Source organism: Georhizobium sp. MAB10 (assembly GCF_045012825.1).
Lineage (GTDB): Bacteria > Pseudomonadota > Alphaproteobacteria > Rhizobiales > Rhizobiaceae > Georhizobium > Georhizobium profundi.
The window spans coordinates 2,469,459-2,496,037 of the sequence record NZ_CP118314.1; the positions used below are offsets into that span (position 1 = coordinate 2,469,459).

30 protein-coding genes, 1 tRNA gene and 1 pseudogene are annotated in these 26,579 nt (G+C 61.9%); 24 read left to right on the top strand and 8 right to left on the bottom strand.

The window, feature by feature from the left end:
* The first annotated feature begins 142 nt into the window (after window positions 1–142).
* Window positions 143–793, top strand: coding sequence for an AzlC family ABC transporter permease (locus tag PU133_RS11590; protein WP_404861821.1), 651 nt, complete (start codon window positions 143–145; stop codon window positions 791–793).
* Window positions 790–1,140, top strand: coding sequence for an AzlD domain-containing protein (locus PU133_RS11595; RefSeq protein ID WP_404861822.1), 351 nt, complete (start codon window positions 790–792; stop codon window positions 1,138–1,140). Before PU133_RS11590 ends, PU133_RS11595 begins: the two co-directional genes overlap by 4 nt.
* Window positions 1,141–1,162: 22 nt before the next feature.
* Here the strand turns inward: PU133_RS11595 and PU133_RS11600 are convergent.
* Together PU133_RS11600 and PU133_RS11605 are read right to left on the bottom strand one after the other, a co-directional pair.
* A pseudogene (locus PU133_RS11600) lies at window positions 1,163–1,633 on the bottom strand (CinA family protein); the annotation flags it as partial.
* Window positions 1,614–2,828 carry a bifunctional 2-C-methyl-D-erythritol 4-phosphate cytidylyltransferase/2-C-methyl-D-erythritol 2,4-cyclodiphosphate synthase gene (locus PU133_RS11605; RefSeq protein ID WP_404864516.1) on the bottom strand — a complete coding sequence of 405 codons (1,215 nt, stop codon included), beginning with the start codon at window positions 2,826–2,828 and terminating at the stop codon, window positions 1,614–1,616. The pseudogene PU133_RS11600 and the gene PU133_RS11605, both read right to left, overlap by 20 nt.
* Window positions 2,829–3,008: 180 nt before the next feature.
* Between PU133_RS11605 and dusB the strand changes: the two genes are divergently transcribed.
* The 13 genes from dusB to PU133_RS11670 all read left to right on the top strand — a co-directional run bounded on the left by dusB (window position 3,009) and on the right by PU133_RS11670 (window position 17,447).
* Complete coding sequence (gene dusB, locus PU133_RS11610; protein WP_404861823.1) at window positions 3,009–4,034, top strand: tRNA dihydrouridine synthase DusB; 1,026 nt, start codon at window positions 3,009–3,011, stop codon at window positions 4,032–4,034.
* A 14-nt stretch (window positions 4,035–4,048) separates the two neighbouring features.
* Window positions 4,049–5,206 (top strand): nitrogen regulation protein NR(II), encoded by a 1,158-nt coding sequence (locus tag PU133_RS11615; protein ID WP_404861824.1) that lies wholly within the window; start codon window positions 4,049–4,051, stop codon window positions 5,204–5,206.
* On the top strand, window positions 5,203–6,654 hold the full coding sequence (ntrC, locus tag PU133_RS11620; protein WP_404861825.1) for a nitrogen regulation protein NR(I): 1,452 nt from the start codon (window positions 5,203–5,205) through the stop codon (window positions 6,652–6,654). The genes PU133_RS11615 and ntrC overlap by 4 nt, the downstream gene beginning before the upstream one ends.
* A gap of 96 nt (window positions 6,655–6,750) precedes the next feature.
* Complete coding sequence (locus tag PU133_RS11625; protein ID WP_404861826.1) at window positions 6,751–9,033, top strand: ATP-binding protein; 2,283 nt, start codon at window positions 6,751–6,753, stop codon at window positions 9,031–9,033.
* Window positions 9,023–10,387: a sigma-54-dependent transcriptional regulator gene (locus tag PU133_RS11630; RefSeq protein ID WP_404861827.1), complete on the top strand. Its 1,365-nt coding sequence runs from the start codon at window positions 9,023–9,025 to the stop codon at window positions 10,385–10,387. Before PU133_RS11625 ends, PU133_RS11630 begins: the two co-directional genes overlap by 11 nt.
* A gap of 128 nt (window positions 10,388–10,515) precedes the next feature.
* The gene (locus PU133_RS11635) at window positions 10,516–10,851 is read left to right on the top strand and encodes a hypothetical protein (RefSeq protein WP_404861828.1); all 336 of its coding nucleotides are present in this window, start codon (window positions 10,516–10,518) and stop codon (window positions 10,849–10,851) included.
* Between the two features lie 364 nt (window positions 10,852–11,215).
* A complete protein-coding gene (locus PU133_RS11640; RefSeq protein WP_404864517.1) occupies window positions 11,216–12,289 on the top strand; it encodes a putative urea ABC transporter substrate-binding protein in 1,074 nt (357 codons plus the stop codon).
* Between the two features lie 12 nt (window positions 12,290–12,301).
* Entirely contained in the window at window positions 12,302–13,366 is a 1,065-nt protein-coding gene (locus PU133_RS11645) for an isopenicillin N synthase family dioxygenase (protein ID WP_404861829.1), read from the top strand.
* A complete protein-coding gene (locus PU133_RS11650; protein WP_404861830.1) occupies window positions 13,359–14,051 on the top strand; it encodes a hypothetical protein in 693 nt (230 codons plus the stop codon). The genes PU133_RS11645 and PU133_RS11650 overlap by 8 nt, the downstream gene beginning before the upstream one ends.
* On the top strand, window positions 14,042–14,863 hold the full coding sequence (locus PU133_RS11655; RefSeq protein ID WP_404861831.1) for an ABC transporter permease: 822 nt from the start codon (window positions 14,042–14,044) through the stop codon (window positions 14,861–14,863). Before PU133_RS11650 ends, PU133_RS11655 begins: the two co-directional genes overlap by 10 nt.
* Window positions 14,860–15,669, top strand: coding sequence for an ABC transporter ATP-binding protein (locus PU133_RS11660; protein ID WP_404861832.1), 810 nt, complete (start codon window positions 14,860–14,862; stop codon window positions 15,667–15,669). The genes PU133_RS11655 and PU133_RS11660 overlap by 4 nt, the downstream gene beginning before the upstream one ends.
* Window positions 15,670–15,706: 37 nt before the next feature.
* Window positions 15,707–16,906, top strand: coding sequence for an agmatinase family protein (locus PU133_RS11665; RefSeq protein WP_205665584.1), 1,200 nt, complete (start codon window positions 15,707–15,709; stop codon window positions 16,904–16,906).
* Between the two features lie 13 nt (window positions 16,907–16,919).
* Window positions 16,920–17,447: a hypothetical protein gene (locus PU133_RS11670; protein ID WP_404861833.1), complete on the top strand. Its 528-nt coding sequence runs from the start codon at window positions 16,920–16,922 to the stop codon at window positions 17,445–17,447.
* Between the two features lies 1 nt (window position 17,448).
* Here PU133_RS11670 and PU133_RS11675 read toward each other — a convergent pair whose 3' ends face one another.
* From PU133_RS11675 to PU133_RS11700, 6 genes are all read right to left on the bottom strand, one after another.
* Entirely contained in the window at window positions 17,449–18,729 is a 1,281-nt protein-coding gene (locus PU133_RS11675; protein WP_404861834.1) for an RNA polymerase sigma factor, read from the bottom strand.
* Window positions 18,729–19,094, bottom strand: a complete 366-nt coding sequence (locus PU133_RS11680) for a YciI family protein (protein WP_126010367.1) — start codon at window positions 19,092–19,094, stop codon at window positions 18,729–18,731. Before PU133_RS11680 ends, PU133_RS11675 begins: the two co-directional genes overlap by 1 nt.
* A gap of 47 nt (window positions 19,095–19,141) precedes the next feature.
* Entirely contained in the window at window positions 19,142–19,606 is a 465-nt protein-coding gene (locus tag PU133_RS11685) for a hypothetical protein (protein WP_126010368.1), read from the bottom strand.
* A 133-nt stretch (window positions 19,607–19,739) separates the two neighbouring features.
* Window positions 19,740–19,829, bottom strand: a tRNA-Ser gene (locus tag PU133_RS11690).
* Between the two features lie 79 nt (window positions 19,830–19,908).
* The gene (gene xerC, locus PU133_RS11695) at window positions 19,909–21,063 is read right to left on the bottom strand and encodes a tyrosine recombinase XerC (protein ID WP_404861835.1); all 1,155 of its coding nucleotides are present in this window, start codon (window positions 21,061–21,063) and stop codon (window positions 19,909–19,911) included.
* On the bottom strand, window positions 21,060–21,551 hold the full coding sequence (locus tag PU133_RS11700) for a hypothetical protein (RefSeq protein ID WP_404861836.1): 492 nt from the start codon (window positions 21,549–21,551) through the stop codon (window positions 21,060–21,062). The genes xerC and PU133_RS11700 overlap by 4 nt, the downstream gene beginning before the upstream one ends.
* A 119-nt stretch (window positions 21,552–21,670) precedes the next feature.
* On the opposite strand from PU133_RS11700, the gene PU133_RS11705 reads away from it, so the two are divergent.
* The 9 genes from PU133_RS11705 to PU133_RS11745 all read left to right on the top strand — a co-directional run bounded on the left by PU133_RS11705 (window position 21,671) and on the right by PU133_RS11745 (window position 26,577).
* On the top strand, window positions 21,671–21,880 hold the full coding sequence (locus tag PU133_RS11705) for a DNA-binding protein (protein ID WP_404861837.1): 210 nt from the start codon (window positions 21,671–21,673) through the stop codon (window positions 21,878–21,880).
* The gene (locus PU133_RS11710; protein ID WP_404861838.1) at window positions 21,877–22,626 is read left to right on the top strand and encodes an antA/AntB antirepressor family protein; all 750 of its coding nucleotides are present in this window, start codon (window positions 21,877–21,879) and stop codon (window positions 22,624–22,626) included. The genes PU133_RS11705 and PU133_RS11710 overlap by 4 nt, the downstream gene beginning before the upstream one ends.
* A gap of 83 nt (window positions 22,627–22,709) precedes the next feature.
* The gene (locus tag PU133_RS11715; protein ID WP_404861839.1) at window positions 22,710–23,363 is read left to right on the top strand and encodes a hypothetical protein; all 654 of its coding nucleotides are present in this window, start codon (window positions 22,710–22,712) and stop codon (window positions 23,361–23,363) included.
* Entirely contained in the window at window positions 23,356–23,631 is a 276-nt protein-coding gene (locus PU133_RS11720) for a hypothetical protein (protein ID WP_404861840.1), read from the top strand. The genes PU133_RS11715 and PU133_RS11720 overlap by 8 nt, the downstream gene beginning before the upstream one ends.
* Window positions 23,628–24,452: a hypothetical protein gene (locus tag PU133_RS11725; RefSeq protein WP_404861841.1), complete on the top strand. Its 825-nt coding sequence runs from the start codon at window positions 23,628–23,630 to the stop codon at window positions 24,450–24,452. The genes PU133_RS11720 and PU133_RS11725 overlap by 4 nt, the downstream gene beginning before the upstream one ends.
* Entirely contained in the window at window positions 24,449–24,715 is a 267-nt protein-coding gene (locus tag PU133_RS11730) for a DUF6074 family protein (RefSeq protein ID WP_404861842.1), read from the top strand. Before PU133_RS11725 ends, PU133_RS11730 begins: the two co-directional genes overlap by 4 nt.
* Before the next feature lie 79 nt (window positions 24,716–24,794).
* A complete protein-coding gene (locus tag PU133_RS11735) occupies window positions 24,795–25,328 on the top strand; it encodes a hypothetical protein (RefSeq protein ID WP_404861843.1) in 534 nt (177 codons plus the stop codon).
* Window positions 25,325–25,762 carry a hypothetical protein gene (locus tag PU133_RS11740; RefSeq protein WP_404861844.1) on the top strand — a complete coding sequence of 146 codons (438 nt, stop codon included), beginning with the start codon at window positions 25,325–25,327 and terminating at the stop codon, window positions 25,760–25,762. The genes PU133_RS11735 and PU133_RS11740 overlap by 4 nt, the downstream gene beginning before the upstream one ends.
* Window positions 25,759–26,577 carry a ribonuclease H gene (locus tag PU133_RS11745; protein ID WP_404861845.1) on the top strand — a complete coding sequence of 273 codons (819 nt, stop codon included), beginning with the start codon at window positions 25,759–25,761 and terminating at the stop codon, window positions 26,575–26,577. The genes PU133_RS11740 and PU133_RS11745 overlap by 4 nt, the downstream gene beginning before the upstream one ends.
* Window positions 26,578–26,579 lie beyond the last annotated feature (2 nt).

Consider the following 26,579-nt stretch of genomic DNA (forward strand, 5'->3'; position numbering starts at 1 on the left):
GGCTGTGCTATCGCCGGCTTCGATGCTGCAGAATGATCCTTCACAAGACCCCGCAGAGCCCATTCCAGGTCCCGATGACACCCATCTGCGGTGGTTGCTGCGTGGGATCGGGGCGGCATTTTCTATCCCAGCATTGATTTTGATGTCGAGCTTCATCGGCTTTGCCGCGCTCGCGGTGGAGTCGGGGCTGTCGATGGCCCATGCTGTTTTCATGACGGCCGTCGTCTGGGCGCTGCCTGCCAAGGTCGTGCTCGTCGGCGCCATCGCGGCTGGTAATGGCATTGCTGCAGCGACATTCGCCGTAGCGCTCTCGTCGATTCGGCTGGGTCCCATGGTCGTTGCGCTGGTGCCGGAAATTCGCGGGCCGCGCACACGTCGGTGGGTGCTATACATGCTCGCGCATTTCGTCGCCGTCACGTCCTGGGTGCTCGCCATGCAGGAAGTGCGCTCGATCCCGCGAGACTTCCGCACCGCCTGGTATGGCGGCCTCGGCGCGTCGCTCATTCTTCTGAACATGATGGTGGTGGCTGCGGTCTACATGGTGGCGGACGTGCTGCCGCCGAGCGTCTCTGCCGCCCTGTTCTTTCTGACGCCGCTCTATTTCCTCACCTCGCTCTGGGGATCGGCGCGCGAGCGGGCAGGGCATGTCGCCATGGTACTTGGCCTTTTGCTCGGCCCGGTAATGGCGATGGTGACGCCCGATTTCGCGCTTCTCGCCACCGGGCTGGTGGGCGGCTTTGCGGCCTATGGTTTTCACCGCTACAGCCGTCGGAAGAAGGGCGTGAACCCATGAGCTTCGGCGCGATTGATGCCTGGTGGTGGCCTTATCTCTTCATTCTCGTGGCGGGCTGGCTTGCAACGGACAGCTGGCGTTTCCTCGGCGTCTATCTCGGGGGCCAACTCTCCGATGATGCCGACATCCTTGTCCTGGTCCGGTGCATTGCGACCGCGCTGGTGGCGGCCGTGATCGCCAACCTCATCGTCTCACCGTCCGGTGCACTTGCAGATGTTCCGGCAATCTTGCGTGTTGGGGCTGCAGCAGCCGGCTTCGTGGCTTATCTCCTTTCCGGCCACCGGATCCTTGTCGGGATCCTTGTCGGTGAGGCGCTTCTGCTGCTCGGAATTTTCTTTGCAGCCTGATCGGTCAGTGAATTTCGAGCGTCAAAGCCCGCAGCGCCGCCTCCAGAGTGGCCTGCCGTACGGCCCCTCGGCCGACATCGCCGAAGCGCTGCTCGGCAACCTGTGTCTTCCCGTCGAGTTCGGCGACGCCGATGTAAACGAGCCCCACCGGCTTCTCCGGTGTCCCGCCCGCAGGTCCGGCGATGCCGGTGACTGCAACGGCAAAGTCGGCATTGGAATTCGCGAGCGCGCCGAAGGCCATTTCCCGGGCGGTTTCTGCCGAGACAGCCCCGTATGTCGACAAGGTTTCTGCTTTGACGCCCAGCATCTTCATCTTGGCATCGTTCGAATAGGTGACGAAGCCCCGGTCGAAAATATCGGATGAGCCGGGCACTTCGGTGATGGCGCCTGCGATCAGTCCACCGGTGCAGGATTCTGCTGTTGCGATCATCACCTTGGCGTTGCGTGCCTTTTCGACGAGCGAAGCGGCGAGTTCAACGATTGTGACGTCCATCTCTCAGTCCTCCGTAAATGACCGTCGCCGTGGCTATGGCCGCAATGCCTTCACCGCGGCCGATGAAGCCAAGCATCTCGTTGGTCGTCGCCTTCACCGAACAACGCTCGATCGCGACGGCGAGATCCTGGGCCATGGCGGCGCGCATGGCTTCCCGATGCGGCCCGATCCTCGGCGCCTCGCAGATGAGAGAAACATCGGCATTGGTGATTGTTCCCCCGCGGCTGCGCACGATCTCGGCCGCGTGCTGCAGGAAGATGCTCGAGCGTGCGCCTTTCCACTGCGGGTCGGATGGCGGGAAATGGTCGCCGATGTCTCCTGCGCCGCACGTGGCCAGAAGCGCATCGGTCAATGCGTGATAGCCGACATCGGCATCGGAATGGCCGGTGAGGCGCTGGTCGTGGGCGATGAAGACGCCGCAGAGCGTGACGCCATTGCCGGGCTCGAGCCGGTGCACATCGTACCCATTGCCAGTGCGGACGTCGGGATAATCGGCCTTGGCGCTGAGCTTCTGGTCGGCCATGGCAATATCCTCACGTACGGTCAATTTGATGTTCTGTGTCGAGCCTTCCACGACCCTGACTGGGATGTCTGCCCATTCGGCGATGGACGCGTCGTCGGTGAAACCATCGTCGGCGGAAATCGCCGCGCGCCGATGCGCGTCAAGGATCGCTGAATAGGCGAAGCCTTGAGGGGTCTGCGCCGCATAGAGCCCGTCGCGCGGGACAGTCTTGAGCACGCGCTGGCTGAGCGTCGTCGACTTCAACGTGTCGGCAACGGCGATCCCCGGCAGGATCGCGTCGCCGACCTCCTTCAGCCCGGCAAGCACCCGGTCAATGACAGGTCGCTCGATGAAGGGCCGTGCGCCGTCATGGATCATAACATGGCTTGGGCGGCGGTCCGACAGCGATTCGAGCCCGCGGCGCACCGACATCTGCCGCGTCCTGTCACCAAAGAGGATCTTGATGTCGGCGCCGCCAAGATGCGGCTGAACGGTTTGCGTGAACACATCTTCGTCATCCGGATGGATGACCACGACGATATCGTCGATCTTTTCATGGGCAATGAATGGCAAAAGGGCGTGGGCTAGCACCGGGGCGTCGCCGATCTGCCGATACTGTTTCGGCCCCTCGGACGGGTCGCCGGCCCGTTCACCTCGGCCAGCCGCCACGATCACGGCTGCCACGCGATCCATTTCAGTCGTCAACTCAATCACCTCTGCGTGCGATGCACACGAGCCGTGTGCGTCATACGAATGGTCTATCGCGAGCCTATGTGAAATGCCATCGATCAGCCAAGAAGTCTTCCCATGCCCCTTGGCAGCGGGCGGAAACCTGTCTAAAAATAAGGCAATTACAAAGGATGCCCTTTGCGCATGCAGCCTCAACTGAACTCCCATCTTTCTAATCCCTGGATGATCGGCTCCGTCGCGGTGCGCAACCGCGTCGTGCTGGCGCCAATGTCGGGCGTGACCGACCTGCCGTTTCGGCGGCTGGCGCATCGCTTCGGTGCGGGGCTTGTCGTCACCGAGATGATCGCTAGCCGTGAACTCGTTGGCGACAGCGGCGACTCTCGCCGGCGCATGGCGCAGGAAGATGGCGTCGTGCATGTCGTCCAGCTGGCCGGCCGCGATGCCTCCTGGATGGCAGAGGCTGCCAGGATAGCGGAGGGTGAGGGCGCGGATGTCATCGACATCAACATGGGTTGCCCTGCCAAGAAGGTCATTGGTGGCTATTCCGGTTCGGCGCTGATGCGCGATCCAGATCATGCGCTGTCGCTCGTCGACGCCACGATCGCGGCCGTGTCCTTGCCGGTGACCGTCAAGATGCGCCTCGGTTGGGACGAGAACTCCATCAACGCCCCAGAGATCGCAGCGCGGGCGGAAGATGCCGGCGCAGCGATGATCACGGTTCACGGACGCACCCGCGAACAATTCTACGAAGGGCGTGCCGACTGGAATGCGATCCGGGCCGTGCGGGATGCCATCTCGGTACCGCTGGTTGCCAATGGCGATGTGGCGACGGAGGCCGACTGCCACGCGATCAGGGTCGCTTCAGGCGCCGATGCCGTGATGGTGGGGCGTGCGGCGCAGGGCCAGCCATGGCTGCCAGGGGCGCTTGCGGGAAGCGGGCTTGGCCCATCTTGCGCCGCGGAGATCGTCGATGTGGTCATCGAGCATTATGAGGCGATGCTCGCTCACTACGGCACCGAGCTTGGGCTGCGCTGCGCGCGCAAGCATCTCGGCTGGTATCTCGGCCTGCATTGTACCGATGTTCCTGCGGAGATGCGGGCCATCGTCATGGGCAGTCGTGATCCGAAAGCCGTCATCGCGGCCCTGTCGCAGCTGTTTCTGAATTGCGAAAATTTGGCAAAGCCATCGGCTTACGGCGAGGCCGCCTGATGAGGAGCGCAAAGATGAGCGCAAGCTCGGCTGGTCCCACCGATCTTCCTACTGACATCGGCGTGACGGCCCATGTTTTGAACACCATCCAGCACCCGGTCATCATGGTGAACGGCGCAGGCAACATTTCCTACGCCAATTGGGCGGCCGAGAACTTTTTCGGTGTGAGCGCCGATCTTTTGCGTCGCCACACGATCGACCAGTATATTCCGTTCGGCAGTCCGCTTCTTGCGCTGATCGACCATGTGCGTGAGCGTCGCGGACCCATCAACGAATACCGTGTGGATCTGAGTTCGCCCAAGCTCGGCGGGGAGAAGCTCGTCGATCTCTACGTCGCGCCGGTTTCGGGTGAAGCTGATGACGAAGATTCGGTCGTCATCGTGCTGCAGGTTCGCACCATGGCAGACAAGATCGACCGACAGCTGACGCACCGGGCCGCGGCACGCTCCGTCACCGGGCTTGCCTCGATGCTTGCGCATGAGATCAAGAATCCGCTGTCGGGCATTCGCGGGGCAGCGCAGCTTCTGGAAAGCTCGGTCAATGACGAAGACCGCGCGCTCACTAGGCTCATCCGCGACGAGACGGACCGGATCGTCTCGCTCGTCGATCGGATGGAAGTGTTCTCCGACGAGCGCCCGGTCGATCGCCAGCCGGTCAACATTCACTCCGTGCTCGATCACGTGAAGGCTGTCGCCATGGCCGGCTTTGCCCGCGACATCCGCATCAGCGAGCAATACGACCCGTCGCTTCCCTTCGTTTTTGCCAATCGCGATCAGCTGATCCAGGTCTTCCTCAATCTGGTGAAGAACGCGAGCGAAGCGATCGGCGATGCGGCCGATGGCGAAATCATGCTCACCACTGCCTACCGTCCGGGGATCCGTCTGTCTGTTCCCGGTTCCAGGGAAAAGGTGTCGCTGCCGCTGGAATTTTGCGTCATCGACAATGGACCGGGCGTGCCGGACGATCTGCTGCCGCATCTCTTCGACCCGTTCATCACTACAAAAACCAACGGCTCGGGGCTCGGCCTTGCACTGGTCGCAAAGATCGTGGGCGCCCATGGCGGGATCGTCGAGTGCGACAGCCAAAACAAGAAGACCGTGTTCCGCATATTGATGCCGGTGTCGAAGGGCACCGCACTCTGGCCGGACGACAACGCCGAGGCCAAGGCATGAAATCAGCGACAATTCTGGTAGCCGACGACGACGCCGCGATCCGCACGGTGCTCAATCAGGCTCTGACGCGGGCGGGATATGATGTTCGCATCACGTCGAACGCGTCGACACTCTGGCGGTGGATTTCAGCAGGCGAGGGCGATCTCGTCATCACGGACGTCGTGATGCCCGATGAAAACGCCTTCGACCTTCTACCACGGATCAAGAAGGCACGGCCGGAGTTGCCGGTGCTCGTGATGAGCGCGCAGAATACCTTCATGACGGCGATCAAGGCTTCCGAGAAGGGCGCCTACGATTATCTGCCGAAGCCGTTCGATCTGACCGAGATGATCGGCATCATCGGGCGGGCGCTATCCGAACCCAAAAAGCGCGTCGATCGTGCCGATGCCGACCAGAATGATGGGATCCCTCTGGTCGGTCGCTCCGCTGCCATGCAGGAAATCTACCGCGTATTGGCGCGGTTGATGCAGACCGACCTGACGCTGATGATCACGGGCGAATCCGGAACTGGCAAGGAACTGGTCGCCCGCGCGCTGCACGATTACGGCAAGCGTCGCAATGGCCCCTTCGTGGCCATCAACATGGCGGCGATCCCGCGCGATCTCATCGAATCGGAACTGTTCGGCCACGAGAAGGGCGCGTTCACCGGGGCGCATAACCGCTCGACGGGCCGCTTCGAGCAGGCCGAGGGCGGCACTCTGTTCCTCGATGAAATCGGCGACATGCCGATGGAGGCGCAAACGCGGCTTCTGCGCGTGCTGCAGCAGGGCGAGTACACGACTGTCGGTGGCCGGACGCCGATCAAGACCGACGTGCGCATCGTTGCCGCCACCAACAAGGATTTAAAGACGTCGATCAACCAGGGTCTCTTCAGAGAAGACCTTTATTATCGCTTGAACGTCGTGCCGCTGCGCCTGCCGGCACTGCGAGACCGGGCCGAGGACGTGCCCGATCTGGTGCGCCACTTCGTCAAGCTCTGCCAGAAGGAGGGGCTGGACGCCAAACGCTTCGACGGCGATGCGCTCGAGCTCATGAAATCCTATCCTTGGCCGGGCAATGTGCGCGAACTGGAGAACGTGGTTCGGCGCCTGACGGCGCTCTATCCACAAGAAGTGATCACGCGCGAGATCATCGACAACGAGTTGCGCACCGATGCGCCGGCGAGTGCGATCAGCACTGAGGGGTTGTCCGGCCCGGTCACGATCGCCCAGGCCGTCGAAGAGAACATGCGCACTTATTTCGCCCAATATGGCGAAGATCTGCCGCCGCCGGGCCTCTATCATCGCGTGCTGCACGAGATGGAATTTCCGCTCATCCTCGCTGCGCTCACCGCCACGCGTGGTAACCAGATTCGCGCTGCAGAGCTTCTCGGCCTCAACCGGAACACGCTGCGCAAGAAGATCCGCGAGCTCGGTGTCAGCGTCTATCGCAGCCAGCGGAGCGCTTGACCGGCCGTCCGGATAGTTGCATTTTCGCCACAAAGCGTTGCTCTAAGGCAACGGCGGCCGAGTCGCCGCGGGGGAACATCCAACCATCTGGCGGACATGGCGATCAGCACTTTTTCAGTCGATAGCCAAAGTCACGGCGCTCCTCCACCGGGGGCGCTCGAGCAGGGCGAAGGCCGCCGCATTTTGGCAAATCCGGGTCTCATCGTCGTCGTCACTGCGCTGATCAGCGCCGTCGGCTCGTTCGTGATCTTGATGGGCCTGACACCGATTGCGCCACGCAATGAAGTCGTGATGACGGCCGTCATCGTCAACCTCGTCTTCGTCCTCGCGCTTCTCGGATTGATCGCCTACGAGATCCGACGCGTTTTCCAGGCGCGTCGTCGCGGAAAGGCGGCCGCGCGTCTTCATGTGCGCATTATCGGGCTCTTCTCGATCGTCGCCATCGTGCCGGCCATCCTGGTGGCGATCGTCGCATCGATCACGCTCGATATCGGGCTCGACCGCTGGTTCTCGATGCGCACGCAATCGATCGTCAGCTCCTCGCTGGATGTTGCCGAAGCCTATGTGATGGAGAACGCGCGCTACCTGCAGGGCCAGACCGTTTCGATGGCGAACGATCTGGACAATGCACGACAGCTCTATTCCCTGGACCGGACGGGCTTTCAGGTGCTGCTCACCCGGCAGGCGACGGGGCGCGGCTTGCTGGGTGCGTTTCTCGTTCGAAACGACGGCACCGTCATCTTGCGCGCGGACATCGAAACGGAGCGACCGCTGCCGGCCATTCCACCGGATGCGCTGCGCTCGGCGAGCGAGGGCCGTCCGACGCTCATTCCTCCGGGTGTCACCAATCTCGTCGGTGCGATCATGCGCCTGCAGGACATTCCGGACACGTTTCTCTACACGATCCGTGCCGTCGATCCCGATGTCATCCAGTCCATGCGGCTGATGGAAGACAACATCGCCGAATACCAGGCGCTGGAGGCCAATCGCGGGCCGCTGCAGCTTGCCTTCGGCATTCTCTATATCGGCTTCGCCCTGATCGTGCTTCTCGCCGCGATCTGGACTGCAATCGCCGTTGCCGACCGTATCGTGCGGCCGATCCGGCAGCTGATCGGCGCGGCCGACCAGGTGGCGGCGGGCGATCTTTCCGTTCAGGTGCCAGTGCGTGGATCGGACGGCGACGTCGCGCATCTGTCGGACACGTTCAACAACATGATCGTGCAGATCGGCACGCAGCGCAACCAGATCCTGTCCGCGAAGGACGAAATGGACGAACGCCGCCGCTTTACCGAAGCGGTGCTGTCCGGTGTCTCGGCAGGGGTGATGGGCATCGACCGGGACGGTCGGGTGGCGATCTCCAATTCGTCCGCTGAAATCATGATGAATACGCCGCCCGGTGCCCTCGTCGGACGGCGGCTGGCGGACATAGCGCCGGAGATCGACGCCGTGCTGTCACAGGCCGTGCAGCGCAGGCGCCAGGAAGCGCGCGAGCAGGTGACGGTCATCCGCAGCGGCACGGAACGCACCTTGAACGTCCAGGTGACCCGCGAGGAATCACTCAGCGACGAGAACTCCTATGTGGTGACGCTGGACGACATCACAGATCTCGTCATTGCGCAGCGTTCCACCGCCTGGGCCGACGTTGCGCGCCGAATCGCGCACGAGATCAAGAACCCGCTGACGCCGATCCAGCTTTCGGCCGAACGTATTCGGCGGCGCTACGGAAAGCAGATCAACCAGGACGACCGCACCGTGTTCGACCAGTGCACGGACACGATCGTGCGGCAGGTGGAAGATATCGGCCGGATGGTCGACGAGTTCTCGGCATTCGCCCGCATGCCCAAGCCGACCAAGGAGCCGGCGGACCTCAAGAACATCCTCCGTGATGCGATTTTCTTGCGCGAGGTCAGCCGGAACGACATTTTCTTCAAGCTCGTTGCCGACAGCGGGCCGATCCAAGGGCTTTTCGATGCGCGGATGCTTGGCCAGGCATTTTCCAACCTGATCAAGAATGCCAGCGAAGCGATCGATGCCGTGCCCGCGGATTCCGAGCGTGACGGCAGGCGCATCGAAGTTCGTGCGCGCACCGAAGAGGATCAGATCGTCGTCGATGTGATCGACAACGGTCGCGGATTGCCGATGGAAAACAGGAACCGCATCCTGGAGCCCTACATCACCATGCGTGAGAAGGGCACCGGACTGGGTCTGGCGATCGTCAAGAAGATCGTCGAGGACCATGACGGCTCTCTCGAACTGCACGACGCGCCGCCGGACTTCGATTCCGGCCGTGGCGCGATGGTTCGGGTGTGCCTTTCCACGGGTGCGAAAGAAACCGATAGGGACAGCACAATGCTTGAGGAGGCCAATCATGGCGTCTGACATTCTCGTCGTGGACGACGAGCAGGACATTCGCGAACTCGTCGCAGGTATCCTCTCCGATGAAGGACACGAAACGCGCACCGCTTTCGACAGCGACAGCGCAATCCAGGCGATTTCCGACCGCGTTCCACGGCTGGTCTTTCTCGACATCTGGCTGCAGGGGTCACGGCTGGACGGGCTGGCTTTGCTGGACGAAATCAAGACGCGTTATCCCGACCTCCCGGTGGTGATGATCTCGGGTCACGGCAACATCGAGACTGCCGTTTCGGCCATCAAGCGGGGCGCCTACGATTTCATCGAGAAGCCGTTCAAGAGCGACCGGCTGATCCTCATTGCCGAACGTGCGCTGGAGACATCGAAGCTCAAGCGCGAAGTCAGCGAACTGAAGCGCCGGAGCGGCGATCCGGTCGAGCTGATCGGGACGTCGATTGCCATATCGCAGCTGAAGAACACGATCGACAAGGTGTCGCCCACCAACAGCCGCGTGATGATCCTCGGTCCGTCGGGGTCGGGCAAGGAACTGGTCGCGCGCCTGATCCACCGCAATTCGAGCCGGGCGAATGGTCCGTTCGTCGCCATGAACGCCGCAGCGATCACGCCGGAGCGCATGGAGATGGCTCTGTTCGGCACCGAAAACAACAACGGCTATGAGCGCAAGGTCGGTGCTCTGGAGGAGGCCCATGGCGGCATTCTCTATCTCGACGAAGTGGCGGACATGCCGCGCGAGACGCAGAACAAGATCCTGCGCGTGCTCGTCGACCAGCAGTTCGAGCGGGTCGGCGGCTCCAAGCGCGTGAAGGTCGATGTGCGCATCATCTCGTCCACTGCATTCAATCTCGAGCAGATGATTGCGGAGGGGCTTTTTCGACAGGATCTTTTCCATCGCCTTGCGGTCGTGCCGATCAAGGTGCCGTCGCTGGCCGAACGACGCGAGGATATTCCGTTCCTCGTCGATGTCTTCATGCGTCAGATCGCGGAGCAGGCCGGCATCCGGCCGCGACCAATCGCCGATGACGCCATGGCGGTTCTGCAGGCGCATGACTGGCCGGGCAACATCCGGCAGTTGCGCAACAATATCGAGCGACTGATGATCCTTGCGCGCAACGACGGCACGGACAAACCGATCACGGCTGACATGCTGCCCGGCGAAATCGGCGACATGCTGCCGAAGACGGCGAGCCGCGGCGACAGCCACATCATGACGCTGCCGCTGCGCGAAGCCCGCGAGATGTTCGAACGCGACTACCTGATCGCGCAGATCAACCGGTTCGGTGGCAACATCTCGCGGACATCGGAGTTCGTCGGCATGGAGCGCTCGGCGTTGCACAGGAAGCTGAAATCGCTGGGCGTTTAGTGGACTGCCACAGACCGGGCTTCATCCTTCCTTAACTCTGGCGATTGAAAATTCCCGTCGAAAGGATCGCATCCGCGCTGTCAGACCTTTGAGAATCTGGCCTTATTGAACGCACGAGGAGTCGAGCGATGGCTGGCATGATGACGCCGATTGTTCAAACCAGCACGGTCTGGTCGGCCAGCGCGGCTCCGGCGCAGACAAAGGATCTCTCGGTCACGAACGCGGTCAATCCAACGGTGGCGGTATCGCGCTCGCCGGTGACGCTTCAGGCTGCGGGCTCCATCGGATCTGCGCTCCTCACGCAGCAGGATGGCGCAGTCGGAGCGGGCAGCATCGACGGTGATGGGTCACTGGGGATCCGCACGTATTACGAGCAGCTGGCCGACCGGTTCGATCCGGCCGAGGAGCCGGTCATCTTCGGGTTGCGCGACGACGTCGCGACAATCACATCCTTCTGGGTCTGAATTCTGAAGGTCGCCAAAGGCTTCTGAGAACCGCTTATTTAAGGGGCAGGGTGCCGATCGGTTGCGCACTGTGGCGCCAGATGCTGCCGTCATCTACGTAGATGCGGGCCTTTGAAGCCTGGCACGAAGTTTGCTTCGACAAGGTCAGTGTGGTGACGGCATCTAGGGTTCCGTCCGATCCCGCCAATGCGGGGTAGGAGCTGGTCCGAGAGGTGCAAGCCGGGGTTCTTTGCCCGGTGACACGGCGGGACAAAATCCCGGGAGGCACCACGCAGGTTTGTCGCGCGCAAACCTCTCCCGGATGCGCGTGGGAAATCTCCATCAACAGGATCGGCCGGCCGAGCGCCTTCCGACGACAGCCTGACTGGAGACGATTGACATGAAGTCGCTTGCCATTGCCGCCCTGATCTCGTCCACACTCATCGCGCCTCTGCCGGTCTTTGCGCAGGAGAAGACGGAGTTCAACGTCTGCTGGTCGATTTATGCCGGCTGGATGCCATGGGGTTACCTCGCCGACAGCGGGATCATGGACAAATGGGCGGAGAAATACGGCATTTCCGTCGAGATCACGCAGATCAACGACTATGTCGAATCCATCAACCAATACACGGCCGGCCAGTATGACGGCTGCACCATGACCAATATGGATGCGCTGTCGATCCCGGCAGCAGGCGGCGTCGATACGACCGCGTTGATCATCGGGGATTATTCGAACGGCAATGACGGCCTCGTGCTGAAGGATGGCGGGGACCTGGCCTCCATCGCCGGGCAGAGCGTCAACCTCGTCGAGCTTTCCGTTTCCCACTACTTCCTGGCGCGCGCTCTTGAGAGCGTCGGCTTGTCCGAGCGCGACATTACCGTGGTCAACACGTCCGATGCGGACATGGTCTCCATCTACGGCACGCCCGATGTCACCGCGGTGGCGACCTGGAACCCGATGCTCTCGGAGATCCTGGCCTCCGGTGAAGGTGAACTGGTTTACGACTCCTCTGAGATTCCCGGCGAAATCCTCGACTTGATGGTGGTGAACACCGAGGTGCTTGCCGCCAACCCGGATTTTGGCAAGGCGCTCGTCGGCGCGTGGTTCGAAGTGCTTGCGCTGATGCAATCGGACACGCCGGAGGGAACCGCGGCACTCGAGGCGATGGCGGCTGCTGCCGGCACGGATCTCGAAGGCTACCAGGAGCAGCTCGCCGCAACCGAATTGTTCTACACACCGGCCGATCTTATCGCATTTGCCAATAACGAGGATTTGGCGGAGACGACCCAGTTCGTGACCGAATTCCTGTTCGAGAAGGGTATCCTCGGACAGGGTGCGCCGAGCGCGGAATTCGTCGGCGTCTCGTTTCCCGGCGGCGCCACTTATGGCGACCAGGCCAATCTCAAGCTGAGGTTCGACACAAGCGTCGTTCAGATGGCCGCCGACGGCGCACTCTGAGGGGCCGGCGGCATGGCCAGCGCATCCACGGCTTTCACCAGTCTGCCACTGATCGACGTGAGCGGGCTTTACAGCGACAAATCGAGCGACCGCATCGCGGTCGCCGACAGGCTCGGCAAGGCAGCACGCGAGGTCGGGTTCTTCTATGTCACCGGACATCGCGTCGATGGCGAGATGCGAGCGCGACTGCTGGATCAGACCAAACGCTTCTTCGCTCAACCGGTCGAGCGGAAGATGGACGTCTATATCGGCAATTCGACGAACCATCGCGGCTATGTGCCGGAGGGTGAGGAGGTGCTGGTCGGCGGCAAGCGCGACAAGAAGGAAGCGCTCGATCTCGGCCGGGATCTTCCGGCCGATCATCCGGATGTTCTCGCCGGCACGCCAATGATCGGGCCGAACCAGTGGCCGGACCTCGATGGGTTCCGCGAGGACATCACCGCCTATTACGATGCGGCTTTCGAGCTGGGTCGAAGGTTGCTCACCGGATTTGCGTTGGCACTTGGCAAGGAGGAAGACTTCTTCCAGCGCTTCGTCACCCACCCGCCAAGCCAGCTGCGCTTGCTGCACTATCCGTTCGATGCGGCGGCGGAGGATGTTCAGGGTTTCGGCGCGCACACCGATTACGAGTGTTTCACGCTGCTTTTGCCGACAGCGCCTGGCCTCGAGGTGATGAACGGCGAGGGGGCCTGGATCGACGTGCCGCTCGTACCGGATGCGTTCGTCGTCAATATCGGCGACATGATGGAGGTCTGGACGAACGGGCAGTTCGTGGCGACCGCGCACCGGGTGCGCAAAGTCCAGGAGGAACGCTATTCCTTCCCGCTGTTCTTCGCCTGCGACTACGACACGGTCGTCGCGCCGCTTGACGAGCTGATTGCGCCTGGCGACACGCCGCGCTTCGAACCGATCCGTGCGGGCGAGCACCTTTTTGCCCAGACCGTGCAGAGCTTCACCTATCTGCGTGAGCGGCTTGCCCGAGGCGAGATTGTGCTGCCCGAAAATGCAAAGGCGCTGTCGTCGTTCGGACAGGCGGCACGTCACGATGCGCCGACGGGCAAGGCCGGCCATGGATGAAATGATCGAGCATCACCTGCCGCCGGTACCGCACGCTTATCGGGGCCTCTGGGAAAGGACGCTGATCGAACGCGATGGCGTGGCTGGAGCCGGCAATGAGCAGGACGAGCGCGTCTTCTGGCTTCAGACGGAGAACTGGCATGCGGACCTGCGCATTCCCCTCGATCGTCCCAAATTCGCAGGAGTAAAAGCACTCGATGGGTGCAGTGACGCACAGCTCGGCTTTATCGCCCGGCAGGAAGGCTTCTGCGGGCTGACCAAAGTCGAGGGGAGCGTTTGTACCTGGCTCCGCATCCACGATCTGCGGCCCGGCACGGCGCTCGATGTCGGTCGCATGTCCTTTGCAGCGTCAGACTTCATCATCGAGACCGGCATTTCCAGCGATTATCTTGAACACTGGCGGAAGGTCCCCGGATCGGACAGCGCCTGTGGCGTGACGAGCGCGGCTGGCGAACTGATGCTTCAGGCCGGGCGGTTCTCGATGCGCGTTCGACCGCGACCTCCTGCGCCGGCTCATGCCGACAGCTACGCATCGGTGGCGACGCTTGATCGGGCGCATCTGTTGTGGAGGGCGTCGCTGGAAATCACCCTTCTCGAGGAGACCCGCGCGGTTCTGGCCACGCACCCATGGTTGGAACAGGAAGCAGGCTCGTCGGTCAGCGACCAGGTGGCTCGATGCGCCTGATGAACCGCAAGCCCTCGCGCACCACGGCGCTGTTTCTCGGGCTCTTGCCGTTCGCGTTGTTGGCGATCGTCTACGTTCTCGCCAGCGTGGCGCGGCTTGCCGACAATCCGGCCGACAAGCTTCTGCCGTCCGTGTCGACCATGGCCGAAGCCTTTCGCATCATGGCATTCGAGGAGGACGTGCGCTCCGGTGACCTGCTCCTTTGGCTCGATACGGCGGCGAGCCTGTGGCGCCTGGGGCTTGGGCTTGCCATTTCGGCGACGCTCAGCCTCTTCATCGGCATCTTCATCGGGTTCCTGCCCTATGGACGCGCTTTTCTGGCGCCATTCATCTCGGCGTTCTCGCTGATCCCGCCCATCACCGTGCTGCCGATCCTCTTCATCGTGCTCGGGCTTGGGGAGGCGTCGAAGATCGGGCTGATCGTGGTCGGCACCGCACCTTTGATGATCCGATCGCTTGCGCAGACGGTGCTGTCGATCCCACGCGAGGAGATGGTGAAGGCGCAGACGCTCGGCGCATCTTCCTGGCAGATCTTATTGCGCGTCGTGCTTCCGCAGATCTGGCCGGCGCTGATCACGGCAATCCGCATGGGTCTGATCCCAGCGTGGATTTTTCTGATCTCCGCCGAAGCGATCGCGTCCACCGAAGGCCTCGGGTACCGGATCTTTCTCGTTCGGCGTTATCTCGCGATGGACGTGATCGTGCCCTATGTCGCCTGGATCACGCTGATTGCCTATCTCACCGACCGGCTGCTGGCGCTTTTGTCCCGACGGGCTTTCCGCTGGGCGCATTTGCAGGGGGATGCGCTATGAGCGGAGCAGGCAAAGCCTTCGTCGAAGCCCGCGGCATCCATGTCAACTATGACGACAACCCGATCCTCGAACGGGTGCACATGTCGGTAGAACGCGGTGCCTTCGTCACGATCGTCGGCGCTTCTGGATGCGGGAAATCGACGTTTCTGCGCCTTCTGCTCGGGCAGGAGACGCCGCAAAAGGGCGAGATCCTGGTCGATGGCAAGCAGATTGCCGCGGAACCCGATCCTGACCGTGGCGTGGTCTTTCAGAAATACTCGGTCTTTCCACATTTGACGGTGTGGCAGAACCTGCTTCTGCCCGCCGAAATGGGCGGCTCGCCGTTTCTCGCGCGGCTCTTCGGAGCGGCGCGGCGACACGCGGAGGAGGCGGCCGAGGCAATGCTGGTCGAGATCGGGCTCAGCCATGCGCGCAACCGCTATCCGGCACAGCTTTCAGGCGGAATGCAGCAGCGCCTGGCAATCGGCCAGGCACTCTTGAAGAAGCCGCGCATCCTTCTGCTCGACGAACCCTTCGGCGCGCTGGATCCGGGCATCCGCGCCGATATGCATGTGCTCATCACCGAGTTGTGGCGGTCCTGCGGGATGACCGTCTTCATGGTCACGCACGACATCCAGGAAGCCTTCAAGCTCGGAACGCGCATCCTCGTCTTCGACAAGGTGCGCCATGACCCACACGCACCGGAACGGTTCGGAGCGACCATCACCTACGATCTGCCGCTCGATCACAAGGCGAAAGCGGCTGCGGCCTTGCCGCCAGATCTATTGAAAACTCAGTCGCATCAGGGAGTTGACGTTCATGCGTAATCCATTCTTTGCAGAGCCGGGCCGGGCGGGCCGCACCATGGGTGCCGGCCGAATGGCACGGCCTGCGCCGAGCCGCTCGCATCATCCCGATTTCGACAAGCTGAACCTGCGGGGGTGGAAGGCGGCGGAAAAGGAGGCGCTGCTGCCTTCGGCTGCCTGGAACAAGGAGCGCCAATGGGCGCTGCGGATGGGGCTCACGGGCTCCGACAGCCTGACGGACAAAAACATCCCGACATTTGCGCGCGGCGAGCTGCCCCATTACGCCGGCATCAACACGTTCCTCAAGGCGCCTTACATCGAAGACGTCACCAAGGTGGGCGCCTACGATGCGGCCGTGATCGGCATTCCCTTCGATGGCGGCACGACCTACCGGCCCGGAACGCGCTTCGGCCCGCAGGGCGTTCGCAAGATCTCGGCGCTCTATACGCCCTACAATTATGAAATGGGCGTCGACCTTCGCGAGCAGATGACGCTCTGCGATGTCGGCGACGTCTTCACCATTCCCGCCAACATCGAAAAGACCTTCGACCAGATCACGCGTGCCGTCAGCCACGTGTTCTCCTCCGGTGCCTTGCCGATCATGATCGGTGGCGACCATTCGATCGGCTTTCCATGCGTGCGCGGCATCGCCGAATGCACCTCGAAGCGCATCGGGATCGTGCATTTTGACCGGCACATCGACATTCAGGAACGGGACCTCGACGAGCGCATGCACACGACGCCCTGGTTCCACGCGACCAACCTTGCCAATGTACCCGCGGTCAATCTCGTTCAGGTCGGCATCGGCGGCTGGCAGGTGCCGCGCGAAGGCGTCGAGATCGCCAGGGAGCGCAACACCAACATATTCACCATGCGCGATATCGAGGAACTCGGGCTCGCCGAGACGGCGACGCGCGCTCTGGAGCTTGCGTGGAAAGATGCCGACGCAGTCTACATCTCCTTCGACATCGACAGCGTCGATTGCGGCTTCGTGCCCGGCACGGGCTGGCCGGAGCCGGGTGGCTTCCTGCCGCGCGAGGCACTGGAACTCGTTGGACGTGTGGCGGCGGAGGGGATCTGCGGGCTGGAGGTCGTGGAAGTCTCACCGCCTTACGACACGTCCGACATCACGGCCCTGCTTGCGACCCGCGTGATCGTCGATGTGCTCGGAACGCTCGTCTCGCATGGCAAGATCGGCTCGCACCGCGGCATCATCGACAAGCCGGTGACGATCCCGGCCGGCCCCGACGTCGAGTGAAGGATCAGCGACCATGCACGGCTCCCGACCGCATCATCTGCACGGCCATCACCATCACCATCACCACCATCATGGCCACGACGATCATGGCCATAGAATCCATGACGACCACGGCCATCACCATGAGGCGACCGGCCCGGCTCTCGGCCACAACCACAGCCATGCCGACCATCTGCATTCGCACCCGCACGGGTCGTCCCGCGTGCGCCAGGACCTGCAGGAGCTCGCCGCGAGTTTCGTCGAGGGCTTTCGGGCTGCTGGCGACAAAACCAGCTATCTGAGGCTCGCCGGAATTCCCTTCCAGATGCCGGACAGCGGCGGCAAGGCCATGCATCTGGTGGACACCCGCATCGAGACCAATTGGCAGATCGGCACCGCGACGCCCGGCTTTGGCACCAGCGAACTCGCCTATCTGCCGTTCCCTGGAAAGATGGTGACCGAGCGCGAGGTGATGATGTTCACCTATGTATCGATGAAGGAACGCCGCGACATCGATCTCTGCACGCTGCTGGCGGACCGATTCCGGGATCAGGAGCACTAGGTCAGATCGCGGGGTCGGTGCGGTGGTTGGCGTCCAGTGAGCCGGCCGCCCCGGCAAGACGCTCGTGCCGTTCGATGAGATGGGCGCGCACGGCTTCGTCCTCGGTGAGCGCGATTGCTTCCTGGATCGAAGCGACGGCGTCGTCCCGCAAACCGGCCAGGGCAGAAACATGGCTGCGGGCGACCCACCAGGGTTGGTGGGCGCGCACACGCGCTAAGGGCAGGGTGTCGAGTTCGGCGAGTGCTGCCGTCGGATCGCCCGCTTCGGCAATAACGACAGCACGCCCGATCCGTGCCGCGATGCTGTCGGCCCGATCGATCAGCAGATCATAGATCGTCCGCAGCGCAGCCAGATTGAGCGCACCGGTGATCGGACGCTGGATATGCACCGATTGAATTGCTGCCTCGCATTGGAACCGCCCGAACGTCCCGGCGCGGGCTGCGGTCATCAACAACCCTTCCGCTTCGATGATTAGATTGCGATCCCAAAGGCGCGGATCCTGCTGGTCCAGTGGAACGAAGCGGCCTTTGCCGTCTCGCCGTGCGGTTTGCCGGGCCGCGCAATAGAGCATCAAAGCCAACAGCCCCTTCGGCTCCGGTTGATCAGGCATCAGCTGGACAATGAGACGCGCAAGCCAGATCGCTTCCCCGGTCAAAGCATCCGGCGTGTCGAGGCCATCGAGCCTGTCCCAGCCTTGGCCGAAGGCTGCATAGATCGCGTCGAGCACGGCGCCGAGGCGTTCGGGCATGTCCCCGGCCTCAGGCAACGCATAGCGCAGGCCCGCATCCCGGATGCGCGCTTTTGCACGGACAAGTCGTTGCGACATGGCAGTCGGTTCGACGAGAAATGCGCGGGCGATGCGGCCAGCATCGATGCCGAGCACCACCTGCAGGATCAAAGGGGTACGCACAGCGATGTCGATCGCCGGATGCGCACAGAGGAACATCAGGGACAGCCGCTCGTCGAATTGATCTCCATGCGGCGCCAATTCATCGAGACGCCGCTGAATTTCGGGCTCGGCCGCCCTTTGGATACCGTGGGCCCGGGCGCGGTTTTTCAGCCGGTTGCGCGCGGCGGTGATCAGCCATGCTTCGGGATTGTTCGGCACGCCATCGACTGGCCAGCGCTGGAGCGCCGCCACGAGCGCTTCGGACAGCGCATCTTCGGCGGCCGCAATATCCTTGTCTCGGCGGGTCAGGATCGCGATCAGCTTGCCATAACTCGATCGGGCGACCCGCTCGGCCGCCCGATCCACGCCTTCGATAGTAGACGGGGTGGTCATTATTGCGATGAAGGCATCGGCGGCAGCACCGGACGCACTTCGACAGATGCCGTCCTGGCCGACGGCGCCTTAGCCGCCCAGTCGATCGCGGTGTCGAGATCCGGCACATCAACGATGAAATAGCCGCCCAACTGCTCCTTGGTGTCGGCGAAGGGCCCGTCTTCGACTGTGCGGTTGCCATCGCGCACCCGGACGGTGGTCGAAGTGTGCGGCGCCTGAAGGCCATCGCCTTTGACGACGATGCCGGACTGCGCCATGGCCTCGATGAAAGCGTTCCAGCCGCCCCAGTAGTCGGCAGATTGAGCGGGGTCCGCACGGCGCGCGAAATCATCGTGGGTTTCGCGCAGGATGAGCATGAACTGCATGGCTTAGCTCCTTCTGAAACAGCGTAGCATGAAATGGAGATTGGGGATCAGGACCGAACAGCCGCGTGGCGACTGACGGCGAAAAGCAGGGCGGCAATTACCACGACGGCGCTCAGGATGATGATTTGTGGCGCCCCCATGGCTGCAAAGACGCCGTGGACGGCATCGCCAATCCAGAGGGCGACATAGGCCATGAGGGAGATCGAAAGGAACCAGGAAGCAAGCCGGTGGCGCAGCAGCAGGAGGACACTTCCGACAAGCCCACCAAGGACGCCGATGCCGAAGGCCAGCGTCATCCAGCCCGGATAGCCTGTCATGACAGAAGCTTGTTCTGGCGTCAGACCGGATGCGACGAGGCTTTCGGTGGTGGCGGTCACTGCTGCCTGGAACTGGACGGCGCCGAACAGGTTCCAAGCTACGCCGCCCACAGCAATAACTGTCGTCCAGATCGGCAACCGGTGACTTTGCGGAGCGGCAAAGGTGGCCGCGCCATTCGGATGTATATCACGCATGGATCACTCCCTTTTCGCGGAGCCTCCGGGATGGACGCTCTCGACGGGATGACACGCGACAATGCGAGATTTCGACAGCGGCCCGGAAAAAATTCGGCCCAAGCCAGATGTTTTGAGAGCGATTGCTGAGAAGTGGCGGAGGGGGTGGGATTCGAACCCACGGTACGGTCTCCCGCACGCCGGTTTTCAAGACCGGTGCCTTAAACCGCTCGGCCACCCCTCCGGGCTTGATTTCGTTAGCTTTTCTGGCTTCCGTCACCCTCGGTCGAGGGGCTCTGCTACCATTTTGCTACCGAACGCGGTTATGCCTTCGGCTTTACAGCCTGCCGGATCGCCGCGTCAACCTGTTCCGCAGCATCCGCCTGCATTCCCGGCATCACATGCGAATACAAATCTAGCGTGATCCCGATCGTCGAGTGGCCCAAGCGCTCGCTCGCCACCTTGGGATGGACACCGGCCGCCAACATCTGGCTTGCATGGGTGTGTCGGAGATCGTGGAAACGGATGCGGGGCAGCTCGGTCTTCTGGATCAATCGCATCCATTCATGGGTCAGCGATCGCGGCTGTAGCGGGCTGCCATCAAACTGCGCTACCACGAAGCTGTCATCGTCTGGACGGATGCCGAGCTTCAGTTGCTCTTCCGCCTGGCGAGCGCGGTGCGCCTTCAGCTCATTGATAACGGTGGACGAGAGCGAGACGGTGCGCGCCTTGCCGCTTTTCGGGCTCTTGTAGCGGATTCCGTCCTTCGTCTGCTCTGCGCTCTCCACGATCGCCATCATGCGCCGGTTGTCGCCCATCTCGACGTGGCGCCACCGCAGGGCAAGGATCTCGCCTCGACGCAGCCCGCACATGACAGCCAGAAGCACCGGGACGAACATGCGGGTAGGGCGCATGGCCTCCAGCAGCGCGGCCGTCTGCGCGGCGTCATAGGCCAGCATCTGCACGCGCTCGACCTTTGGCGGCGTAGTGGCGAGGGCAGGATTGCGAGCCAGCCTGTCCCACGTCACAGCCTGGCCAAGCGCCTTGATCAACACCCGGCGCATGTGGTGGACGGTGCGAGGTGAGAGTCCGCCCTTGCCGTCTCTGCGGCCGTGCGTGAGCGCCTTCGATAGAGCCTGGTCGATCCGGTCTGTCTTCAACTTTGCCAGCACGACGTCGCCAATCAGCGGGACAATGCTCTTCGTGCAGATCTCCGCATATCGCTCATGCGTCTTCGGAGCCACCGACGGCTTCACAAAGGCCAGCCACTCGTCCAGATATTCAGCGAGGGTCTGCCGCGTCGGCTCGACGTAGTTACCGGACTTCATGAGTGTGACGAGCCGCGCACATTCTTCCTGCGCCTGGCGCTTCGTTCCCGCGAAGCTATGCCACTTGCGACGGCGCTTCCCCGCCTCGTCCAACACGTCGAGGATTATCGCCCATTTGCCCGGGCTGCGCTCGCGGATGGAGCCTTTCATCCGGTATCCTTATGATCCGAGGGCTGGTCCCAATCCTTAAAGCTTTCTTCCATATAGCGGAAATAGTCGGCGGAAACGGCACGTGATCGCTCAATGAGATCACTGGTTTTTTCATCTCCGCGCATCATCGCCACATGTGAAGTTTGACCGTAGAGCTCGCGCATAAGCGGTTCTAACTGATTAAATATTTGCAAGACAGCGCAGATCAGATGACTGCGGAATTTGAGGTCTCGCAGTTCGCCTTCCTCTGTGTCCAACAGCCTGACGTTTTCCGAGCGAACTTCATCGACAGTTGATTGAAGAAGATCGAGATCTTTTCGGATCGACATCGAACGCGCATCAAAGACAAGGCCAATCTGAACCAGCCTTCGGATCGCCTCTGCGCGCGTATTGATGCGGTTATCGAACCGCCATGTGTCGATGGCTTCAAGCTCCGCATCGGAGAGCATGAAGGGAATGCGGTTTTGGCGGGGTTCGTCTGCTTTCATTTCTCAGCCATACAAAAACGGCACAAAAAGCACAAGAGGGCTTGACGAACCTCTTTCGATCAATCTTAATTAAAAAACGGCACAAGTGACACCAGTTGCGCCGAAAAGGAGATTGATCAATGACACTCGATGAGGCTCTGAAGCGAGCCACCATCTCAGTACCAGACGCGGGAAAGGTTTTCTTCGGGCTTGCCCGCGGGGCGTCCTATGACGCGGCCAAATCCGGCGACATTCCCACCATCAAGATCGGCGGGCGCCTTGTGGTGCCAGTCGTGCCGCTTGCCGAAAAGCTCGGTCTGCGGTCGCGGGCAGGGGAGCGCGCAGCATGACCGACAAGAACAATTTCCCTATCGTCGCCGAGAGCCAGATCGGCGGCGCCACAATCCAGACCGTCAACGCCCGAAACCTTCATGCCTTCCTGAAAGTCGGAAAGGTGTTCGGCGCCTGGATCAACGAGCGGATCGAACAGTACGAATTCGCCGAAAACGTCGACTTTGTGGTTTTTTCCGAAATTGGAAATAACCCTCAAGGCGGCCGCCCATCGAAGGAATACGCCCTTTCGCTCGACATGGCGAAAGAGCTTTCGATGGTCGAGCGCAACGACCAGGGCAAGCGCGCTCGGCAGTATTTTATCCAGTGCGAGCGTCGCGCCAAGGATCCGGCCACGGCTCTGAACAACCCGGCGATGCTCAGGCACTTGCTGCTTGAGAACGTCGAGAAGGTCTTAGCGCTCGAGGCTGACATCGCTGAGCTTCGCCCGCTTGCAGACTCCTACGAGCACCTGACGCGGCGTGACGGCACCATGTGCATCACGGATGCCTCCAAGGCACTCGGGATGAGGCCGAAAGACCTCTTCGCGTTTCTTCAGGCCAAACGCTGGATTTATCGCCGCGCCGGCAACGGTCACTGGGTCGGCTATCAGGACAAAGTCCAGGCCGGGCTGCTCGATCACCGAGTTGAAGAAGTCACGCGCGCCGACGGCTCCAGCAAGATCACTGAGCAAGTCCGGATCACGGCCAAGGGTCTCGCGAAGCTCGGCAGCCTCACCGGCTCGTCGGCGGAGGCCGCTGAATGAGTACCCATCAGAAAAGCAAAGGCCCGGCAGAGGCGGCAACCTCTCCGAGCCATGGTTCCACCAAATCCCGAGAAGGAATGGAAATGAACGCGCACAGCAATACCACGGCAGAGGCCGTCGCATCAACTACCGGCTCACTGGATGATCTGGAACGGTTAATCGCCGAGCACAAAGCGGCGGCGCTCATCGATGAGCAGCTTTGGGTGCGTGTCGGTGAAATAGACGATAGCTTGCCCGACGAATTGCCGATGGTTCGAGTGCAGATCGCACGGGTGCTTCTGGGCCAGAATCTCGATGGCTCCGACGCTTATCGGCCGATCTATGCCTATGACGACAAGAAGATTGACGCCCACATCGATGATCACCTGGATGCCCAGCTATCTCTGTGCGGTGGGAATGAAGAGCTGAAGGCAAATATCCGAGAGCGCTACGCCGCGTCGAAGGCGAGGCTGAAACAGAAGCTCGCCGATCTCTCCGCCGAGCGGAAGAAGATCGAAGACGACCACGGGTATACCGCCGCCCTTGCTGCTGCCAAGGCCCAATCAGATGTCACCAGGGCTCTTGAGGGCGACGTCATGGATTTCGTCCCGTCTTCGCTGAAGGCTGCGGCGAGACAAGCTGCATGGGCTCTCGCACTGCACGAAGATGAGATTTTCCACTCCTGCGAAGGACTCGATTTCAGCCGGCTGGTGAGGTCCATCGCCCGCTCCGTCCAGTGGGGGAAGTCCGATGCATAAGCCATTCCCGCTGCCGTTCTCCAACGAGCTGCCCGAGGAAACCATCTCTCGCGCTATCGCTCTGATCCGAGTTGCTGCTGAACTCGCCAGCGCCACCAAGCCGATGGCCATTGCCACAGAAGCTGATCTGGATGTCGTGATCTACGAAGCGGGTGTGCTTCTGGAGCCCATCAAGCGCTATCTCGACTCCGATGAACGCGAAGGCACCTTGGAGCTTTACCAAGCTGCCAGGCGGGCCCACGTCATGAGCTACGGGGGTAACGAATGACCGGCCTCCGCTCTCAGACATCATCGACGTCGAAAGCCACGCTGAAGATCGGCAATTGCATTCTCGCAGAGAAGCCGAAGCGGTACCGCGCTGACTGGAAACCGTCGCGCCCGCATATGCGCCGGGCGGAGGTGGAGAAGGTCATCCGGTCCAGGCACGGCGGCATGATCCCAGATCCTGGCGATACCGATGATCGGGACACCTGCCTTGCGTACATTAGGGCCGCGGCGTTCTCGCTCGCGGTGCCGGACATGCCCAACTGGTGCTCAAAGTGGGCGCCATGGGTAACTCCCGCCGAGGTGGGCGCAATCGTTGCCCAAGCGTTCAAGCGTCGTCGCATGATGAACGCCGATGGCGTCGCCGGCCTTCTGACGGTGACGATGGAGGAGCGCACCCGTCTCAAGTTGAAGACGATCGGCGCTTGCGACGTCTCCAAGGCTGAACGGGTGCGTCTCGCGAAGGAGCGGAAGCGGCAGCGCGATCGCGAGCGCCAGGCGCTGAAAAGACGTGCGACCGGATCGGTGGATCGCGCTTCCCATGAGGCCCAGTCTCTCTCGCGGCTGAAGCCATGGGAGGCAGAAAACATCTCCCGCAGGACATGGGAAAGACGTCGTGTCGCAAGTGCGTCGCGAATAGATATACATAAGAAAGGCGACGGACTTGCGTCAAAGTCTATTGGGAACCCTTTCCCTGCGCCTGACTCCGAGAGCGCGAGCGGCGCAGCCGGTCGTGCATGGGGTCTGGGGGTTGAGCCCCCAGCGGAGCTCCAAGAGGCGGAGCCTCATGGGACTTGCGACGGATCCTCGGAGGTCGCCGCATGACCGCCGAGATCATTCCATTCCCGATCGACGCTGAAGTCGTCTTCATCCGGCAAGTGGCGCGATCGCTTGAGAGGCGAACCGGTGATGCCGCTGATCGCTTCTGGCGGACAGAGTGCAACCGTCTCTATGGCCGGCTCCAGGTGCAGGGGCTGAATGATCCGGAAATCCAGACAGCCATCAAGTCTTTCAGCGAAGCCGTACAGCTCGAGATGCAGCGGGCAGCCTGGGCGGCACAAGCTCACGATCCAAAGGGGGCAGCATGACCCTCCTCATCAACATCATCCGCCTGCGGTGCGCGCTGGCTGGCGCCCGTTGGTGCCTCATCAATCGAAAGGGTTCATCATGACCGCAAAGCCGACCTCCATTACCGATATCGAAATCGAGGCCAAAGTTGGTGCTGCTGTCATGAAAGCAGCGAGGACCAAGAACCTCAGTGACATGGGCCGTCGCGACTTCATCGCCATCGTAGATGACTTGAAGCCAACGCTCAGCCCGGAGGCCTACCGACAGATGGTCCGTGACGGCGTCTTTCACTGTGTAAAGCGGGCGCTAGGCGAGAAAGTCGCGGAGGCCATATGGAAAGAGGGGCGAGGGTGGCCATCGACCGATGCTGAGATCGTCAAGATCGCGCACTCGCACAACATCAGGATCGTGGAGGATCCGGGATCGGGGACGGTCGATTGCTTGGCGACCTTCAAGGAAGACTTCGCCGACGCCACACTGGACGAACTGAAAGACTGGTCTGCGATCGACCGCTTCAACCCGCTGTTCTTTGGCCAGCCTGAAGACGCGACATTGGGTGAGGTGGCCACCCGAAAGGCTGCGATGGGTGACAAGCTCGCACTGTCATTCTTGGCATGGAAGGACCTGCGATGACCAACTCGATAGACATCAAGTCGGGAGATTGGGTGCTCGGCTTCCATGAAAGCTTCATGTACCACGAAGACAGCATTGAGATGGCAGTTGAGCGCTTTCAGACGCGGGGCTGCGGCTGGGATTGGGCGCCGGCGCACAAACTGATGTACGTCGTGCCAGCTGAAGTCGTGAAGCCAAAAACCTTCTGGGGTGTTGATGGTGAGCGCCGCTGGCGCTGCTATGTGATCGCCGTTTTGCCTGACGAGGCGAGTGCCTTGGCTTTGGCTCGGAGGCTTCATGCGATCGGCGAAGAGGCAAGCGCGAGGGTCGAGAACGAAGCTCGGCGGCTGCTGGCACCCATCGAGAAGCGGGAACGCGCGAAAGCGCTGGTCAAAATCCGGGCCGCTCTGCCTCATCTCTTTCCATCTGCTGCGGAAGGAGGGCCGGCTGCATGACTTATCGCATTCCCGACACTCTGCCGGCGCTCACGAAGTTCGTTCGCAAGCACAGCCTGCAGTTCTCGACTGAGCGGCAAGCCGCGTTCATGATCCAGCAGATCGCCCAGACGCGCCTGAAGTTCCCACCGAAGGGCGAGAGCTGCTTCCCGCTGCTGTTGAAGCTGGAGAAGGCTCTGGCCGATCAAGCGGAAAGTTTGCCGCTTGCTCCGGCGCCCAAGGTTGTCGCTCGACCGAAGCAAAAGGGCAAGAAACCAGATCGGGCAAAGGTTGTTGTGTCGCCGGCCATCGATCTCAATGTCGGCCTGGTCATCTTCTGCGATGGCGGCTGCGAGCCGAACCCCGGCGCCGGTGGATGGGGCTTTGCGGTCTATCGCGACGGCGTCGAAATCCACAGCGCCTATGGCGGCGACGTCCAGGCGACGAACAACACGATGGAGATCACGGCTGCGCTGATGGCGCTGCGCTGGTTCGCCGATCGCGGCGTCGTCGAGCCAGTCCGGGTGCTCTGCGACAGCCAGTATGTCGTCCGCGGCTGCAACGAGTGGCGGCACAAGTGGAAGAAGAACGGTTGGAGCCGGCGCGGGCCGAACTCGACGAAGCCTGAGGCCGGTGTCGTCGCAAACCTCGGTCTGTGGAAGGAGCTCGACGAGGCGCTGGCGCTGGTGCCGATTACGCTCGAATGGGTGAGGGGTCACATCGGCACAGTTGGCAACGAACGGGCCGACGAGCTGGCGTCAATTGGCCGCGAGGATGCACTGGCGGCGCTCCAGTCCGACCCCATTGCGCAGCAGCTTCGATGCGAGGTCTCATGATC

What these genes read in the sequence shown, in the direction of transcription:
- PU133_RS11590 (WP_404861821.1), top strand. Translation starts at nt 143, where the DNA reads ATGTCGAGCTTCATCGGCTTTGCCGCGCTCGCGGTGGAGTCGGGGCTG.
- PU133_RS11595 (WP_404861822.1), top strand. Translation starts at nt 790, where the DNA reads ATGAGCTTCGGCGCGATTGATGCCTGGTGGTGGCCTTATCTCTTCATT.
- PU133_RS11605 (WP_404864516.1), bottom strand. Translation starts at nt 2,828, where the DNA reads ATGGATCGCGTGGCAGCCGTGATCGTGGCGGCTGGCCGAGGTGAACGG.
- dusB (WP_404861823.1), top strand. Translation starts at nt 3,009, where the DNA reads ATGCAGCCTCAACTGAACTCCCATCTTTCTAATCCCTGGATGATCGGC.
- PU133_RS11615 (WP_404861824.1), top strand. Translation starts at nt 4,049, where the DNA reads ATGAGCGCAAGCTCGGCTGGTCCCACCGATCTTCCTACTGACATCGGC.
- ntrC (WP_404861825.1), top strand. Translation starts at nt 5,203, where the DNA reads ATGAAATCAGCGACAATTCTGGTAGCCGACGACGACGCCGCGATCCGC.
- PU133_RS11625 (WP_404861826.1), top strand. Translation starts at nt 6,751, where the DNA reads ATGGCGATCAGCACTTTTTCAGTCGATAGCCAAAGTCACGGCGCTCCT.
- PU133_RS11630 (WP_404861827.1), top strand. Translation starts at nt 9,023, where the DNA reads ATGGCGTCTGACATTCTCGTCGTGGACGACGAGCAGGACATTCGCGAA.
- PU133_RS11635 (WP_404861828.1), top strand. Translation starts at nt 10,516, where the DNA reads ATGGCTGGCATGATGACGCCGATTGTTCAAACCAGCACGGTCTGGTCG.
- PU133_RS11645 (WP_404861829.1), top strand. Translation starts at nt 12,302, where the DNA reads ATGGCCAGCGCATCCACGGCTTTCACCAGTCTGCCACTGATCGACGTG.
- PU133_RS11650 (WP_404861830.1), top strand. Translation starts at nt 13,359, where the DNA reads ATGGATGAAATGATCGAGCATCACCTGCCGCCGGTACCGCACGCTTAT.
- PU133_RS11655 (WP_404861831.1), top strand. Translation starts at nt 14,042, where the DNA reads ATGCGCCTGATGAACCGCAAGCCCTCGCGCACCACGGCGCTGTTTCTC.
- PU133_RS11660 (WP_404861832.1), top strand. Translation starts at nt 14,860, where the DNA reads ATGAGCGGAGCAGGCAAAGCCTTCGTCGAAGCCCGCGGCATCCATGTC.
- PU133_RS11665 (WP_205665584.1), top strand. Translation starts at nt 15,707, where the DNA reads ATGGGTGCCGGCCGAATGGCACGGCCTGCGCCGAGCCGCTCGCATCAT.
- PU133_RS11670 (WP_404861833.1), top strand. Translation starts at nt 16,920, where the DNA reads ATGCACGGCTCCCGACCGCATCATCTGCACGGCCATCACCATCACCAT.
- PU133_RS11675 (WP_404861834.1), bottom strand. Translation starts at nt 18,729, where the DNA reads ATGACCACCCCGTCTACTATCGAAGGCGTGGATCGGGCGGCCGAGCGG.
- PU133_RS11680 (WP_126010367.1), bottom strand. Translation starts at nt 19,094, where the DNA reads ATGCAGTTCATGCTCATCCTGCGCGAAACCCACGATGATTTCGCGCGC.
- PU133_RS11685 (WP_126010368.1), bottom strand. Translation starts at nt 19,606, where the DNA reads ATGCGTGATATACATCCGAATGGCGCGGCCACCTTTGCCGCTCCGCAA.
- xerC (WP_404861835.1), bottom strand. Translation starts at nt 21,063, where the DNA reads ATGAAAGGCTCCATCCGCGAGCGCAGCCCGGGCAAATGGGCGATAATC.
- PU133_RS11700 (WP_404861836.1), bottom strand. Translation starts at nt 21,551, where the DNA reads ATGAAAGCAGACGAACCCCGCCAAAACCGCATTCCCTTCATGCTCTCC.
- PU133_RS11705 (WP_404861837.1), top strand. Translation starts at nt 21,671, where the DNA reads ATGACACTCGATGAGGCTCTGAAGCGAGCCACCATCTCAGTACCAGAC.
- PU133_RS11710 (WP_404861838.1), top strand. Translation starts at nt 21,877, where the DNA reads ATGACCGACAAGAACAATTTCCCTATCGTCGCCGAGAGCCAGATCGGC.
- PU133_RS11715 (WP_404861839.1), top strand. Translation starts at nt 22,710, where the DNA reads ATGAACGCGCACAGCAATACCACGGCAGAGGCCGTCGCATCAACTACC.
- PU133_RS11720 (WP_404861840.1), top strand. Translation starts at nt 23,356, where the DNA reads ATGCATAAGCCATTCCCGCTGCCGTTCTCCAACGAGCTGCCCGAGGAA.
- PU133_RS11725 (WP_404861841.1), top strand. Translation starts at nt 23,628, where the DNA reads ATGACCGGCCTCCGCTCTCAGACATCATCGACGTCGAAAGCCACGCTG.
- PU133_RS11730 (WP_404861842.1), top strand. Translation starts at nt 24,449, where the DNA reads ATGACCGCCGAGATCATTCCATTCCCGATCGACGCTGAAGTCGTCTTC.
- PU133_RS11735 (WP_404861843.1), top strand. Translation starts at nt 24,795, where the DNA reads ATGACCGCAAAGCCGACCTCCATTACCGATATCGAAATCGAGGCCAAA.
- PU133_RS11740 (WP_404861844.1), top strand. Translation starts at nt 25,325, where the DNA reads ATGACCAACTCGATAGACATCAAGTCGGGAGATTGGGTGCTCGGCTTC.
- PU133_RS11745 (WP_404861845.1), top strand. Translation starts at nt 25,759, where the DNA reads ATGACTTATCGCATTCCCGACACTCTGCCGGCGCTCACGAAGTTCGTT.